General features: G+C 73.8%; 13 protein-coding genes and 2 tRNA genes. 8 read left to right on the top strand and 7 right to left on the bottom strand.

The window, feature by feature from the left end:
- Nucleotides 1-151: 151 nt before the first annotated feature.
- The gene (locus ACFY23_RS30515; RefSeq protein WP_350685180.1) at nt 152-1,066 is read left to right on the top strand and encodes an aminoglycoside phosphotransferase family protein; all 915 of its coding nucleotides are present in this window, start codon (nt 152-154) and stop codon (nt 1,064-1,066) included.
- A gap of 167 nt (nt 1,067-1,233) precedes the next feature.
- Here ACFY23_RS30515 and ACFY23_RS30510 read toward each other — a convergent pair.
- Nucleotides 1,234-1,309, bottom strand: a tRNA-Lys gene (locus ACFY23_RS30510).
- 187 nt (nt 1,310-1,496) lie between these two features.
- Between ACFY23_RS30510 and ACFY23_RS30505 the strand changes: the two genes are divergently transcribed.
- The gene (locus ACFY23_RS30505) at nt 1,497-2,753 is read left to right on the top strand and encodes an Ig-like domain-containing protein (protein ID WP_350685184.1); all 1,257 of its coding nucleotides are present in this window, start codon (nt 1,497-1,499) and stop codon (nt 2,751-2,753) included.
- Between the two features lie 285 nt (nt 2,754-3,038).
- Nucleotides 3,039-4,331 (top strand): Ig-like domain-containing protein, encoded by a 1,293-nt coding sequence (locus ACFY23_RS30500; RefSeq protein WP_350685181.1) that lies wholly within the window; start codon nt 3,039-3,041, stop codon nt 4,329-4,331.
- A 51-nt stretch (nt 4,332-4,382) separates the two neighbouring features.
- Here the strand turns inward: ACFY23_RS30500 and ACFY23_RS30495 are convergent.
- Nucleotides 4,383-4,455, bottom strand: a tRNA-His gene (locus tag ACFY23_RS30495).
- Nucleotides 4,456-4,553: 98 nt separating this feature from the next.
- A complete protein-coding gene (gene orn / locus ACFY23_RS30490; protein ID WP_350685182.1) occupies nt 4,554-5,144 on the bottom strand; it encodes an oligoribonuclease in 591 nt (196 codons plus the stop codon).
- 75 nt (nt 5,145-5,219) lie between these two features.
- Between orn and ACFY23_RS30485 the strand changes: the two genes are divergently transcribed.
- Complete coding sequence (locus ACFY23_RS30485) at nt 5,220-6,488, top strand: glycosyltransferase family 87 protein (protein WP_350685183.1); 1,269 nt, start codon at nt 5,220-5,222, stop codon at nt 6,486-6,488.
- A gap of 131 nt (nt 6,489-6,619) precedes the next feature.
- Here ACFY23_RS30485 and ACFY23_RS30480 read toward each other — a convergent pair whose 3' ends face one another.
- The 4 genes from ACFY23_RS30480 to ACFY23_RS30465 all read right to left on the bottom strand — a co-directional run bounded on the left by ACFY23_RS30480 (nt 6,620) and on the right by ACFY23_RS30465 (nt 11,166).
- A complete protein-coding gene (locus ACFY23_RS30480; protein WP_387038576.1) occupies nt 6,620-7,864 on the bottom strand; it encodes a hypothetical protein in 1,245 nt (414 codons plus the stop codon).
- Between the two features lie 143 nt (nt 7,865-8,007).
- A complete protein-coding gene (locus ACFY23_RS30475) occupies nt 8,008-8,733 on the bottom strand; it encodes a YcnI family protein (RefSeq protein ID WP_350676731.1) in 726 nt (241 codons plus the stop codon).
- Nucleotides 8,734-8,748: 15 nt separating this feature from the next.
- On the bottom strand, nt 8,749-10,413 hold the full coding sequence (locus ACFY23_RS30470) for a copper resistance protein CopC (RefSeq protein ID WP_350676733.1): 1,665 nt from the start codon (nt 10,411-10,413) through the stop codon (nt 8,749-8,751).
- 108 nt (nt 10,414-10,521) lie between these two features.
- The gene (locus ACFY23_RS30465) at nt 10,522-11,166 is read right to left on the bottom strand and encodes a zf-HC2 domain-containing protein (RefSeq protein WP_350676735.1); all 645 of its coding nucleotides are present in this window, start codon (nt 11,164-11,166) and stop codon (nt 10,522-10,524) included.
- A 107-nt stretch (nt 11,167-11,273) separates the two neighbouring features.
- Between ACFY23_RS30465 and ACFY23_RS30460 the strand changes: the two genes are divergently transcribed.
- The 4 genes from ACFY23_RS30460 to ACFY23_RS30445 are packed head-to-tail and all read left to right on the top strand — an operon-like array spanning nt 11,274 to nt 14,214.
- Nucleotides 11,274-11,855, top strand: a complete 582-nt coding sequence (locus tag ACFY23_RS30460) for a sigma-70 family RNA polymerase sigma factor (RefSeq protein ID WP_350676738.1) — start codon at nt 11,274-11,276, stop codon at nt 11,853-11,855.
- 43 nt (nt 11,856-11,898) lie between these two features.
- The gene (locus tag ACFY23_RS30455) at nt 11,899-12,426 is read left to right on the top strand and encodes a MauE/DoxX family redox-associated membrane protein (protein WP_350676740.1); all 528 of its coding nucleotides are present in this window, start codon (nt 11,899-11,901) and stop codon (nt 12,424-12,426) included.
- Nucleotides 12,419-13,135 carry a thioredoxin domain-containing protein gene (locus ACFY23_RS30450; RefSeq protein WP_350676742.1) on the top strand — a complete coding sequence of 239 codons (717 nt, stop codon included), beginning with the start codon at nt 12,419-12,421 and terminating at the stop codon, nt 13,133-13,135. The genes ACFY23_RS30455 and ACFY23_RS30450 overlap by 8 nt, the downstream gene beginning before the upstream one ends.
- Entirely contained in the window at nt 13,132-14,214 is a 1,083-nt protein-coding gene (locus ACFY23_RS30445) for a hypothetical protein (protein ID WP_350676745.1), read from the top strand. Before ACFY23_RS30450 ends, ACFY23_RS30445 begins: the two co-directional genes overlap by 4 nt.
- Nucleotides 14,215-14,225: the final 11 nt, after the last annotated feature.

The raw sequence follows: 14,225 nt of genomic DNA, 5'->3' as shown, positions 1-14,225 counted from the left end.
GCTGGTGAACGGCGCATTTCTTCGCTGCTCTGCCTACTGGCCCGGGGCGGCCCGCCATTCGTCCCGGTCCACAACGGGGGCATCGGTATGAGCTCCGCCGTGGCAAGGTGGTCCGGATGGCCGCCCAGACCTATCAGAGAAGGACGTCCCAGTGAGCAACACACCGCATCTCGGTCCCGCTCCCCAACGGATCACCGTCGATGCGGAACTGGTACGTCGACTCGTCGCCGACCAGTTCCCTCAGTGGGCCGACCTCCCGGTTCAGCCGGTAGCCAACGGCGGCTGGGACAACTGGACCTTCCACCTCGGCTCCGGGATGTCGGTGCGTCTGCCCAGCGCAGCCGAGTACGCCTTGGCAGTCGACAAGGAGCACCGATGGCTGCCGGAACTCGCTCCTCGGCTCCCGCTACCCATCCCGGGGCCACTAGGGAGAGGGGAACCCGGCGAGGGCTACCCCTACTCGTGGTCGATCTACTCATGGCTCGATGGCGAGCCTGCGAGCGCGGCCCGCATCGCCGACCCCGTCCGATTCGCCGTCGACCTGGCCGAGTTCCTGTCGGCGTTGCAGAGCATCGATCCCACCGGCGGCCCCCTCCCCGGGCAGCACAACTGGTTCCGGGGTGGCACGCTGCGCACCTACGGTGGGGAAGCCCAACGCGCGCTCACGGCGCTGGACGGCCACGTCGACGTCGGCCTGGCCCGCGAGATCTGGAAGGACGCACTGGACGCATCCTGGGACGGAGCGCAGACCTGGTTCCACGGTGACGTCGCCCAGGGAAACCTTCTGCTCACCGACGGGGAGTTGGCCGCTGTCATTGACTTTGGGACGTGCGGCGTCGGCGATCCGGCCTGTGACCTGGCGATCGCATGGACATTGTTGACCGCCGAGGGCCGGCAGGCGTTCCGAGAGCGACTGTCCGTCGACGGGGCGACGTGGGCGCGTGGGCGCGGCTGGGCCCTCTGGAAGACGCTCACCGCCTGTGCCCGGACCCTGGGCAAGGCCGACGAACAGGCCGCGATCGCGCTGCGCGTCCTCGGTGAGATCTTCACCGAATACGACACGTGATGCTGGCCATGCAACAGGAGGCGGCGGGGCCACATCGACGCGGCGCTCAGCGGCCGCAGGCGGGTGATGACGGAGACGAGTGACACGGTTGCTGCCGACGTTGCTGTCACTCGCCCCAGAACGACATCTGGGCACCCACCCGTGAGGGTGGATGCCCAGATGATTGCTGGTGCGCCGCCAGGGACTCGAACCCCGAACCCGCGGATTAAGAGTCCGCTGCTCTGCCAGTTGAGCTAGCGGCGCTCGCTGGCAACGGGGAGAACATTAGCACGCCCCCTGAGCCGGGTTCCAATCCGATCCCCGGCTCCCCCCTTCGGTCGAGCTTAAGGGGCATCTAAGGGCAAAACCACCAGGCGTACGGCGACAGGGCCCTGAGAAGCGCGTTCCATGCGGCACGATGTCCGCCAGGTACGCGAGAACAGAGGTGGGGATGGGCAGGTTCGCGCGGGCCGGGGCGATGGTGGGTGCCCTCGGCCTGGTGGCGTCGCTGGCACTGACGGCCTGCGGCGACGAGCAGAAGAAGGCGGAGTTCGTCGGCGGGACCGCACCGACCGCGACGAGCGCGGCGGCCGAGGCCGCCACCCCGGCGGCGCCGAGCGGTCCGCCGCTGGCGCTGAGCCCGGCCGACGGGGCGAAGAACAGGCCGGTCAGCTCCGAGATCAGCGCGGAACTGCCCGACGGGGGCAAGGTGTCCGGCGTCACGCTGACCTCGGCGGACGGCAAGCAAGTCGAGGGGCGCCTGCGCGCCGACGGCTCGTCCTGGGTGCCGTCGAAGCCGCTGAAGTACGGCACCAGCTACACGGCCACGGTCACCGCCACCGGCGCCGACGGCGGGACCAGCCAGGGCACCAGCACCTTCACGACGATGGCGAAGCCCAAGTCCATGATCAGCTCGGGCCTCTACCTCTTCGACGACAAGACGTACGGCGTGGCGATGCCGGTGGTCACCGAGTTCCACCCGGGCATCCCGAAGAAGGACCGGGCCGCCGTGCAGAAGCGCATGTTCGTGCACACCGACCCGCCGCAGCCGGGCGCCTGGCACTGGGTCGACAACGGCACCCAGGCCTACTACCGCGCGCCCGAGTACTGGAAGCCCGGCACCACGCTCACCGTCCGGATCGCACTGGCCGGTATCCCGCTGAGCAACGGCCGCTACGGCAACGTCGACCGCTCGGCCACCGCGAAGATCGGCCGGGCGTTCGAGATGAAGGTCGACAACGCCACCAAGAAGATGACGGTGTACGAGGACGGCCAGGTGGTCCGCACCCTGCCGGTGAGCCTCGGCAAGAAGAAGACGCCCTCCTCCAGCGGCACGATGGTGGTGATGGAGAAGAAGGAGTCCACCGTCTTCGACACCCGGGACGACCCGGATCCGGAGAACCGCTACGTCACGGAGATCGACTTCGCGCAGCGGCTCACCTGGGGCGGCGAGTACATCCACGCCGCGCCGTGGTCGGAGCACGTACAGGGCCGGCAGAACGTCTCGCACGGCTGCGTCAACGTCTCGATGGCGAACGCCAAGTGGCTGTTCGAGAAGACGAAGGTCGGCGACCCGATCACCATCAAGGGCACCGAGCGCAAGCTGGCCGCCGGCAACGGCTGGACGGCGTGGAGCGTGAGCTGGTCCGAGTTCGTCAAGGGCAGCGCCCTGCCGGTGCCCGAGGGCGGCGCGGGGCCGGCGTTCTGACGCACCTCCACCCCGACGATCCGGCGACCGGCCCGCACTCGCGGGCCGGTCGCCGCGTTCCGGGCCGGATCGCACCGACTCGTCGTCGACCGGACCACCTGCCCGCCGGCCGGCTCGCCGCCCCGGCACCTCGGAGCGCGTGAACCCACCTCACAAAAGCCCCGGTTCTATCAATATTCGGACAGGTTGCCCGACGTGTTTCGGTTCACCCTGAGGAACGGGTATCTGTCCGGATGCGTCAGTGAGGGACGATGGGCAACCGGGGACCACGACTGTGAGGGAATCATGCGAGCTGTCCAGGACCAGCTGATCCGGCGCGGGGACGACCGGCGGGGTGGGCGACGCCGGGGGATCGCGGCGGCGGTGCTCGCCGCGGCCCTCGCCCTGACCTCCGCCTGCACCGACGGCGGCGGGGGCAAGCCGTCCGGCGGGCAGGACGCCGCCGGCCAGCCCGCCGCGCCGAAGGCCGCGGCCACGATCGTCGAACCCAAGGCCGACGCGAAGGACGTGCCCGCCTCGACCGGCATCACGTTCACCACGAAGGACGCCCAGGAGACGACCGTCGAGCTCAAGGACTCGGCCGGCGAGGCCGTCGAGGGCAAGCTCGCCGCGGACGGCACGAGCTGGCTGCCCGCCGGCGCGCTGGAGTACGGCGAGACCTACACCGCCACCGTGACCGCGACCGGCGACGACGGCCGGCCCGCCACGGCGACCAGCACCTTCACCACCATGGCTAAGCCGAGCAACCAGGTGCGCATCACCAGCTTCCTCGGCGACGACCAGGTGGTCGGCGTCGGCATGCCCCTGATCGTCAAGTTCAACCGGGCCATCCCCGAGGACTACCGCGACGACGTCCAGAGCCGGATGACGGTCACCTCCAAGCCTGCCCAGGAGGGCATCTGGCACTGGGTCAGCCCCACGGAGATCCGCTACCGCCCGAAGGAGTTCTGGCAGGCCGGCAGCACCGTCTCCTACCGGGTCCAGGCGGGCGGGCTGCCGCTGGGCAACGGCTGGTACGGCCGGGCGGACCTGACCGTCGACATCAAGATCGGTGCCGCGCTGATCATGACCGTGGACAACAAGACCAAGCGGATGACCGTCACGAAGGACGGGTCCGTGATCAAGACCATCCCGGTCAGCCTCGGCAAGAAGAGCACGCCGTCCTCCAGCGGCACGATGGTGGTGATCGAGAAGCTGCGCAAGACGGTCTTCGACACCTTCGAGGAACTGGGTCCCGAGGAGGGCTACCGCACGAAGATCGACTACGCCCAGCGGCTGACCTGGGGCGGCGAGTTCATCCACGCCGCGCCCTGGTCGGAGGGGCAGCAGGGCCAGGTGAACGTCTCGCACGGCTGCGTGAACGTCTCGATGGCCAACGGCGCCTGGCTGTTCAACAACACCCGGATCGGCGACCCGATCACGGTCAAGGGCACCGAGCGCAAGCTGCAGAACGGCAACGGCTGGACCGACTGGAACATGAGCTGGGAGGAGTACGTCAAGGGCAGCGCCCTGCCGTACGAGCCGGCCGGGGCCGACCCGGACACGAGCGGCGAGCCCGCGCCCAGCCCGACCGCCTGAGCCCGGAAACGCCGAAGGCCCCCTCCGCGAGGAGGGGGCCTTCGTCAACCGGGTGACTGATGGGAATTGAACCCACGACAACCGGGACCACAACCCGGTGCTCTGCCAACTGAGCTACAGCCACCATGCCTTCCGCACCCGGTCGATCGCCCCGGGCGGGGTGCGGACCAATAATAGCCCCACCCCCGCCCGCCGCGTCCAGCGGGTTCTCCCTCGCCGGCTCTACAGCTGGGCGGCGATCGACTTGGCGGTCTCCACGTCGGGGCCGGGCAGCGGCACGAAGACGGTCCGCCGGTAGTACTCCAGCTCCCGGATGCTCTCCCGGATGTCGGCCAGCGCCCGGTGCGCGAGCCCCTTCTGCGGCTGGCCGAAGTACACCCGCGGGTACCAGCGGCGGCACAGCTCCTTGATCGAGGAGACGTCGATCATCCGGTAGTGCAGGTGCGCGTCGAGGCGCGGCATGTCCCGGGCGATGAAGCCCCGGTCGGTGGCGATCGAGTTGCCGCACAGCGGCGCGGTACGCGGGTCCTTGACGTGACTGGCGATGTAGTCGAGAACCATGTCCTCCGCCTCGGCCAGGGTCACCGTCGAGCGCCGGACCTCCTCGGTCAGCCCCGACTTGCCGTGCATCGTGCGGACGATCTCCGGCATCGCCTCCAGCGCCGCCTCGTCGGCGTGGATGACCACGTCGACACCCTCCCCGAGCACGTTGAGATCGGGATCGGTGACGAGCGCGGCAACCTCGATGAGCTTGTCCCTGCCGAGGTCCAACCCGGTCATCTCACAGTCGATCCAGACGAGAAGATCAGCCACCGGCCCAGACTACGCGCAGCCCCGCCGGCCGCGCGCCCGCGCACCGTGGCGCGACCCGACCGCTAGGGTTTCCCCGTGCCAGCCGAACCCGCCGCACCGCCCGCCGTCACCGACGACGATCCCGGCGGCCGTACGGTCCGTCGGCTCGCCGCCGTGCTGGCGCTGGCCGCCGTGCTGCCGGCGCTCTACCTGCCCGGTCTGGTGCACGACTTCTTCGACCTGAAAATCTACATGCGGGCGATGGACTGGTGGGCGGCCGGCAACCCGCTCTACGACTACGTCCAGCCCGACCGGGTGCAGGGCGAGCTCTACTTCACCTACCCGCCGTTCAGCGCGCTGCTGCTGCGCCCGTTCGCGTTGCTGCCGCTGGGCGTCACCGTGACGATCTTCACGGTCCTGACCGCGCTCGCGGTGGTGGTCACCACCCGCTGGCTGACGGCGCCGGTGATCGCCCGGCACGGCCTGCCCCGTGTGTTCACCCTCACGGTGGCGGTCCTGCTCGTGCTGGCGGTGGAGAGCACCCGGGAGACGATCACCTTCGGTCAGATCAACATGCTGCTGGTGGTGCTGATCCTGGCCGACCTGCTCTTCGCCGTACCCCGGGCGGCTCGCTGGGCCGGCGTGGGCGTCGGGCTGGCGACGGCGCTCAAGCTCTTCCCGGGCATCTTCATCGTCTACCTGCTGGCCACCCGGCGGTGGCGGGCGGCGGCGGTGGCGAGCGCGACGGCCGCCGCCGCGACCCTGCTCGCCGCGGCGGTCGCGCCGCACGACTCGTGGCGGTTCTGGACCCACGAGCTGTGGGCGACCGACCGGGTCGGCCGCACCGACTACACCGGCAACCAGTCGCTGTTCGGGCTGCTCAGCCGCATCACCGCGCCGGAGAAGCCGGACCGGCTGCTCTGGCTGCTGTTGGTCGCGGTCGTCGTTGGGTACGGGCTGTGGCGGGCGGCACGGGCCGCCCGCGCCGGGGACCCGCTCACCGGGCTCGCCCTCACCGGGCTGGTCGGCGCGCTGGTCAGCCCCATCACCTGGACCCACCACATCTACTGGTTCATCCCCGCGGTGGTGGTGCTGGCGGACGCGGCGCTGAGCGCCGGTCCCGGCACCGGCGGGGGCGTCCGCCGCCGGAACGGGCTGGCCGCGCTCGCCGTCGCCACGACCGCCCTGATCGTGTACGGCGTGGTGACCTTCTACGACTGGGGCGTCGCCCCGGCGCGCACCGACTCGCCGGGCGAGTTCCTGGTGCGCAACACGTACGTGCTGCTGAGCCTGCTGCTGCTGGTGGCGCTGCCGGTCCGGCGCCGGGCCGGGAAGTCGCACCAAATGGACAGTCTTCCCGAGTAGCCCTCTTCGTCGCTAATCTGGCCACAACTACCTCAGGTGTCTCTCGGGTAGCACCGATCCCCCCGGTGAAGGCGGCCCTCCGCGTCGGCAGCGCGGAGGGCCGCTCGCCGTCCGGCGCTCCCCGGGTGCGGTCAGCGCGTGGCCTCCGAGGAATTCGGGGTGGCCGGGGAATCCGGGGTGGCCGGGGAATCCGGGGTGGCCGGGGAATCCGGGGTGGCCGGGGAATCCGGGGTGGCCGGGCAATCCGGGGTGGCCGGGGTGGCCGGGGAATCCGCGGTGGCCGGACGGAGCCGGCCCTCCGTCGGCACCGGCGCGACCGTCGCCTCGGTGGCGGCCGGCGGCCAGGCCAGGCTGAGGGTCACCTCGGGCGGCCGGACCGCCGGGTCGTCGCCGGCGAGGTCGGCGAGGGTCGCGGGGCGGCGCGCGGGCACCGGCCCGATCGCGGCCCGGGACCGCGCGGACTCGGCGCCGACCCAGGCGAGCTGGCGCCCGCCGACCCGGGACCGGTCGCTGTCCCGGGTCGGCTGCGCGCCCAGCCCGCTGAGCGAGGTCACGCCGAGCCGCCCGGCCAGCACCGGCACCTGGTCCGGCTCGACCACGAAGACCACCTCGCGCGGGCGCACCGGGCGCAACAGGAGCAGCACGGCGAGCACCACCGCCAGTACCCCGCCGGCCAGCAGGCCCGCGGTCGCCGGGGCGGTCCAGCCGGCCCGCAGCCCCGCGCGCAGTTCCAGGGTCAGGTCGGCGCGCCCGTCGGGACGCATCACCACCAGGCTCAACCGCCGGTCGGCCAGCTCCTGCGGGGACCACTCCAGCGCGCCGATCCCCTCGCGCACCCAGAAGGGTTGGCCGATCGGCGTGACGGCCGGCGTGGTGCCGGCGGCTGGCGCGGAGCCGGCGGCCGGCGCGGAGCCGGCGGCCGGCGCGGAGCCGGCGGGCGGCGCGGAGCCGGCGGGCGGCGCGGAGCCGGCGGGCGGCGCGGAGCCGGCGGCCGGCGCGGCGGGCTCCAGCCGGACCGGCAGCGGGCCCCGGGCCAGGGCCACCCGGCGGACCTCGGCGTGCGGCACCGGGTCGAGCCAGCGCCGCACCTCGTCGGCGGGGGCCAGCCCGACGAAGGCCGGGCCGTCGGCCGTGCGGGCGTCCAGCCGGAGCCGCGCCTGCCCGACCCGTGTGAACGGCGCCTCCGCGCGCAACAGCTCGTCGAGGTCCCGGACGACCACCGCGTGCCCGGGGGTGTGCACGGTCTCGAACCGGGCGCTGAAGGCGCCTGCCGGGTCGGTGTGCCGGGTGAGCATCCCGAGCACCCCGCCGGCGAGCAGCGCCGGAATCCCGATGGTCAGCAGCAGCACTCCGCCGAGCGCCCGCACGAACCGCATTCGCCTCGTCCCCCTCCGTAGCCGGATACCCGGCCGACCTTACCGACGAGGACCGACTGATCAGCGGATATCCACGGCACGGGCCCGGAAAGCCGCCGGCCCGCCGGGTGCGCCGACGGGCCGGTGGACGGTGCGAGAGGCGCTCACGCCTTCGGGGTCGGCTCCCGGCGCGTCCGCGCGAAGGCGAGCCCACCGAGCAGCAGGCCACCGGCCCCGGCGACCAGGCCGGCGACGCCGAGCCCGGTGGCCAGGCCGGTGCCCTCGGCGTCATCGTCGTCGGCCTGCGCCGGGGCGGTGCCGGTGGGGGAGGCCGACGGCGAGGCCGCGCTGAGGGTGAGCACCGGGGCGGGGCTCTCCGGCTCCTCCCCGCCGGGGGTCGGCTCCTCGATCCAGCGCTGCACGTTGCCGTCGGAGTACGTCTGCAGCGTCTTGAAGACCATCGTGTCGACCTGCGGCAGCGGCCCCATCGATACCGGGAACTCCTGGAACTCGCCGGGCTTGACCCCCGCGTTCCCGGTCGCCGTCCAGGTGAGCTTGGCGACGACCTCGGTGAGCTGGCTGCCGTGCACCTCGACCGGCGGGTCGACCTTGCGCTTCTCCACCGCCACCGTCCAGCCGGGAACCGGCATGGTCGACACGGAGCCCACCGGCGCGTTCTCGGGCAGCACCACCTCCACCTTCGTGGTGGAGGCCGTGTCGCTCTCGTTCGGCACCCGGAAGGCGAACCGGCCGTAGCCGCCCTGGGCCGCCTCCTGCGGGTTGACGGAGACGTGGGCGGAGGCGGGCGCCGCGAAGCCGAGGACGGCGGTGGCGACGGCGCCGAGCGCCAACGCGGCGGCGGCGGTTGCGGTACGCCGGTGACGGATCATCTGGGAGCCTTCCTGTTACCTGATCGGCACGGTGGCGGTCACCGTGGCCTGGTCGATGTCGGACGTGCGGACGGTCACACGCAACTGCCACTCCCCCGCCGCCGGCAGGTTGATCTCGCCGGTGGCGTGGTTGTCGGTCAGCGGGAGCAGCGGGACCTCGATCGGTTCGATCCCGGCCGCCGGCAGGGCCGCCGTGGCGCGCCACTCCACCACCGGCTGCGGCCGGTTGTCCTTGGTGTACGCGTAGAAGTGCACGGTGTTGGTGCCGCGCTCGGCCGGGTCCAGCTCGACCTGGAGGGAGTAGATCGGGCTGGACAGCGTCGTGGAGAAGTAGCCGGGGGAGCCGCCGGTCACGTCGGAGCCGGCGGTGCGGGCCGGGGTGGTCTGCACCAGGACGGCGGTCAGGCCGAGCACCACCGCGGTGATGGCCAACTCCGCCCAGACCGCCCGCCGCATCGACGCCGGCCGGCCGGCCGCCGTGCGCCGACGCACCAACTGCCGGGAGTACGCGGCCACCGCGATGACCAGCGCGAACAGCCCGATCTTGCCGAGCAGCAGTCGCCCGTAGGTGGTGTCGACCAGCGCGTCCGGCGTGGCGACCTCGATCAGCGCCTGGACGGTGCCGGCGAGCAGCAGCGCCGAGACGGCCAGCGCCGCCCAGCGCGACCAGATCGGCAGGATCGCGTCCAGTTCCCGCTCGTCGGCGCGGCGCAGCAGGAAGCCGGCGAGCATCACCAGCCCGCCCAGCCAGACGGCCATGCTGCCCAGGTGGACCGCGTCGACGACGACGGAGACCGCCGGGGCGGGCGAGGCCGCCGGGTGCCCGGCCAGCGGCCAGGTCAGCAGGGCCGCCACCCCGAGGATGCCCAGGATCACCAGGTCGGCGCGGCCGACCGGCCCGGCCAGTAGCGGCCGGAGCAGGAACACCGCGGCGGCCAGCAGGCCCAGCCGGACCAGATGCGCGGCACCGAAGGTGCTGCCCAGCACCGCGCTCAGCCCCTCGCCGGTGACGTCGAACACGCCCCCGCCGGCGGTGTAGGGCACCTGGAGCAGGAGGTTCGCCACGGTGGAGAGCGCCACCAGGCCGAGCCCCGCCCAGGCCAGCCGCGCCGGGCCCCGCCGGGGCAGCCGCCGGGGCCACAGCGCAGCGAGGACCATCGCGGGGCCGACGAGCAGCAGCAGGCCGGCGTAGCCGACGTACTTGGCGACCTTGACCGCGTTACCGACCACCGGGTCGGCCCGGCTGTCGTCCCCGGTGTCGACCGGGGGCGTGGAGGGCGCGCCGACGGAGTAGGTGAACGCGCCCGAGACCGGGTGGCTGTCGGCGGAGATCACCCGGTAGCTGACCAGGTAGGTGCCGCGCCCCCCGGCCGCGTCGACCGGGATGGTGACCACGCCGCCCTCGAAGCTCGGCTCGCCCCGGTCGGCGCGGGAGCCGTCCGGCGCGATGACCCGGATCTTGCCCGGCACCTTGCGGACGGACTCGCTGAACGTCAGCACCACCTCGGCCGGCCCGCTCGACACCACCGCCGAGGCGACCGGGCTGCTGCTCACCAGCACCGCGTGGGCGCTGGCGGGGCTGGCGGGGGCGATCAGCAGGGCGACGACGGCGATCAGCAGGCCGGCGGCGGCGGTCAGCCGGGCGAACCGGCGACGGTTGGCGACACTCATGCCGGTCATGCTCGCGGACCCGACCCGCCGGGCGCGACTCCGACCGTCCGGAACTGCCCGAAGCCACCGGCCCGCGCAACTCTCTGCTCGGCCGTGCGCGACCGGGCCGAAGGGTGGTCAGCCATGCCGGGCCCGGAGTGAGGCCGACGCCGGGCCGCCCGGCTCGCCGCTGACCCGGCCCAGCGCCCACAGCAGCCCCGCCTGCACCACGGCGGCCAGGTGGCCGATCTCGTGCACCAGGGCGGTCGTGGAGTTGGCGATGTCGACCGCGCTGGTGCCGGCCAGGCACACCGCCAGCACCAGCGCCACCGGCACGAACGCGCGGGCCCGCTCCGGCCGCCACGCGGCCAGCGCGAAACCGACCGCCAACGCCACGTCGAACGAGGCCATCTCGCGGCTGGTGTGCGGGTCGACGGTCACGCCCAGCCCGGCCAGCAGCACCGGCAGCGCGATCGACAACTGGGCGACGGCGGCGACCGCGACGGCGATCCGCAGCACCTGGCGGCGGGCCCGCCGGGTCGCCTCCGGCGCGCGCCGGGCCGCGACCGGGTCGGCGGCGACCGCCGCGAGCACCGAGGCCGTCAGGTCGGGCACCGCCACCGCCCGCACCCGGGCCAGCCGGGTCACCTGCTCGGCCCGGGCCAGCCAGGCCCGGCAGCCCGGGCAGCGCTCCGTGTGCGCGTCCAGCACCGCCGGCGCCGCCTGCGGGTCCTCGCCGTCCAGCCGCGCCGACAGCGCCGTACGTACGTCGTCGCATGTCATGAGCGGGTAGTCGTCCGGCGTGCCGGAAAAGTTCCCGGCGTGGCGCAGGCCATGGAAGGGCCGAAGGACCCTGCCCCCGCCTGCCGTGCCGCGTAACCTGGGTTGTCGTGATCCCCGCCCCGCGCGACACCTCCGCCGTCGCTCCGACCGACGCCGCCGCGCGCGAGTCGGCGACGGGGTGGGCGCTGGCCGCCCGCGACGGGGACCCCGTCGCCCAGGCCGCCTTCGTCCGGCTCACCCAGGCCGAGGTGTGGCGCTTCGCCGCCGCGCTGGTCGACCCGGACAGCGCCGACGATCTGACGCAGGAGACCTACCTGCGGGCGTTCCGGGGGCTGCCGGCGTTCGAGGGGCGCTCCAGCGCGCGGACCTGGCTGCTCGGCATCGCCCGGCGGGCCTGCGCCGACCACCTGCGCACCGTCGTGCGCCGCCGCCGGCTCGACGAGCGGCTCGCGGCCGACGCGGGGGCCGTCCGGTCGCACCCGGACCCGGCCGGCCAGCTCGGCGCCGCCGACCTGGTCCGCCGGCTTCCCGCCGAGCGGCGGGGCGCGTTCGTGCTCACCCAGCTGCTCGGCCTGTCGTACGCCGAGGCCGCCGCCGTGGAGGGGGTGCCGGTGGGCACCATCCGCTCCCGGGTGGCGCGGGCCCGCAACGACCTCGTCGAGGCGGTCGGCGACGCCCTCGCCGGATGAGCGGGAACGTGGCCGGGAACTTCCACGGCGGACGGGACGTCCAATGATCGTGACAGCACCCCACCCCCGGGCCACCCGCTGGCCGGCCGTCCGCCCCTGGCTCGGCGTGGCCGCCCGACTGGGCCTGGCCGCCGTGTGGCTGTTCGCCGGCGGCAGCAAGGTCGGTGACCTGGCCGCCTCCGGTCGCGCCGTCAACGCGTACCAGGTCATGCCGTACGACGTCGCCACGGTGATCGGCGCGGCGCTGCCCTTCGTGGAGCTGGCGCTGGGCGTACTGCTGCTCCTCGGGCTGGCCACCCGGCTGAGCGCCGGGGTCTCCGCGGCGCTGCTGGTGGTCTTCGTCGCCGGCATCGCCTCGGCCTGGAGCCGGGGCCTGGCGATCGACTGCGGCTGCTTCGGCAGCGGCGGCCAGCTCGCCGAGGGGCAGGCGCCGAGCTACCTTCCGGAGATCCTCCGGGACCTGGGATTCCTGGCACTGGCCGGATTCCTGCTGATCTGGCCCCGCACGCCTGTCTCCGTGGACGGCTGGCTGGCGGGGGACGCACCTGTGGAGGACGACGAGGATGAGTAGTCGTAAGGGGCAGAAGGGCGCCGCGCGGGTGGTCCGCGAGCAGATCGCCCGGGAGCAGCGGCGCAAGCGGACGCTCTGGGTCTCCGTGGCCGCCGTCGCGGTCCTGGTGATCGCCGGCCTCATCGGCTGGAGCATCTACTCCAGCCAGCGCGCCGACGACTTCACCCCGCCGACCGGGTCTAACGAGGCCGGCACCGGCGTCGTCGCCGGCTCGGGCCCGGTCACGGTGGACGTCTACGAGGACTTCCTCTGCCCGGCCTGCAAGCAGTTCGAGCAGGTCAGCGGCCCGACGCTCGACCAGCTCATCAGCGAGGGCAAGGTGCGGGTCGTCTACCACCCGGTGGCCTACCTCAACCGCTTCTCCACCACCGAGTACTCGACCCGGTCCTCGGCGGCCTCGGGCTGCGCCGCCGAGGGCGGCCGGTACCGGGAGTACGCCAAGGCACTGTTCGACCGGCAGCCGCCGGAGGGCGGCGCCGGGCTCAGCGACGACGAGCTGGTGGACATCGCGGCGGGCGCCGGCATCGACCGGGACGGGTTCGCCTCCTGCCTGCGGGAGGGCACCTTCAAGCCGTGGACGGAGCACGTGACCGACGAGGCCAGCAAGGCCGGCATCACCGGCACCCCGACCATCCTGGTCGACGGCGAGGAGGTCGCCGACCGCAGCCCCGAGGGGATCAAGGCGGCGGTGGAGGCGGCCGGCAAGTGAGGCGTGACCTGCTGGCCCGCGCCGGCCTGGTGCTCGCCGCCGCGCTGACCGCGACGCTCGCGTTCGCCGGGCCGGCGGCCGCGCACGGGGCGGACGCCCCCGACGGCACCGACTACCGCACCGAGGTGACGGCGATCACCCCGGCGCGGGCGGGGCTGAGCGTACGGGTGGTGGAGGCGGGCGCCCGGCTGGAGCTGACCAACACCGGCGAGCGCGCCGTCGAGGTGATCGGCTACTCCGGCGAGCCGTACCTGCGGGTGGGCCCCGACGGGGTGTACGAGAACGTCCGCTCCCCCGCGACGTACCTGAACCGGACCATCGCCGGGGACACCCGGCTGCCGGCCGAGGCGGACCCGGCCGCGCCACCGGACTGGCGGCGGGTCGACGACTCGTCCACGGTGCGCTGGCACGACCAGCGGGCGCTCTGGCGCGAGTCGGCGCCGCCGCCGCAGGTGCGGGCCGCCCCCGACCGGGAGCACCGGGTGCGGGACTGGGTGGTGCCGCTGCGCGCCGGCGCCGAGCCGATGGAGATCCGCGGCACCCTGGACTGGGTGCCGCCGCCGGACGCGTACGCCTGGTGGGTGGTCGCCACGGTCGGGCTGCTCGCGGTGGGCGCGGCGGGGCTGCTGCCGGCCGGGTCGGCGCCGGGCGCGCGGGCGCTGGCCGGGCTCGGCGGGCTGCTCGTGCTCGGCGGGGTGGCCGCGGTGGCGTTCACCGTGGGCCGGGAGCTCGACGCCGGGGCGCGGGGCGTCGGCGGCCTGCTGACCGGCCTGCTCGGCGGGCAGGTGTGGGCGCTGCTGACCGGGCTCGGCGCGATCGCCGCCGGGGTCTACGCGCTGGCCCGGCGGCCGGCCGCCGACTTCGCGCTGGCGCTGGCCGGCGCCTGCCTGGCGCTCTTCGCCGGCGTGGCGAACGCCGCCGTCTTCGCCCGCGCCGTCGCCCCCGTCCCGTGGCCGGCGACGGCGGCCCGGATCCTGGTCGCCGTGGTCCTCGTCACCGGCGTCGGCGCCACGGCGGCCGGTGCCCTCCGCCTCCACGCCACCTCCCGCCACCCCGCCCCCACGGCGCCCCGCCCCTGACGGGCGGGGGC

This window comes from Micromonospora sp. NPDC000121, assembly GCF_042899165.1.
GTDB lineage: Bacteria > Actinomycetota > Actinomycetes > Mycobacteriales > Micromonosporaceae > Micromonospora.
This window is presented reverse-complemented; position numbering and strand designations above follow the sequence as displayed.

What these genes read in the sequence shown, in the direction of transcription:
- ACFY23_RS30505 (WP_350685184.1), top strand. Translation starts at nt 1,497, where the DNA reads ATGGGCAGGTTCGCGCGGGCCGGGGCGATGGTGGGTGCCCTCGGCCTG.
- ACFY23_RS30500 (WP_350685181.1), top strand. Translation starts at nt 3,039, where the DNA reads ATGCGAGCTGTCCAGGACCAGCTGATCCGGCGCGGGGACGACCGGCGG.
- ACFY23_RS30480 (WP_387038576.1), bottom strand. Translation starts at nt 7,864, where the DNA reads ATGCGGTTCGTGCGGGCGCTCGGCGGAGTGCTGCTGCTGACCATCGGG.
- ACFY23_RS30475 (WP_350676731.1), bottom strand. Translation starts at nt 8,733, where the DNA reads ATGATCCGTCACCGGCGTACCGCAACCGCCGCCGCCGCGTTGGCGCTC.
- ACFY23_RS30470 (WP_350676733.1), bottom strand. Translation starts at nt 10,413, where the DNA reads ATGACCGGCATGAGTGTCGCCAACCGTCGCCGGTTCGCCCGGCTGACC.
- ACFY23_RS30465 (WP_350676735.1), bottom strand. Translation starts at nt 11,166, where the DNA reads ATGACATGCGACGACGTACGTACGGCGCTGTCGGCGCGGCTGGACGGC.
- ACFY23_RS30455 (WP_350676740.1), top strand. Translation starts at nt 11,899, where the DNA reads ATGATCGTGACAGCACCCCACCCCCGGGCCACCCGCTGGCCGGCCGTC.
- ACFY23_RS30450 (WP_350676742.1), top strand. Translation starts at nt 12,419, where the DNA reads ATGAGTAGTCGTAAGGGGCAGAAGGGCGCCGCGCGGGTGGTCCGCGAG.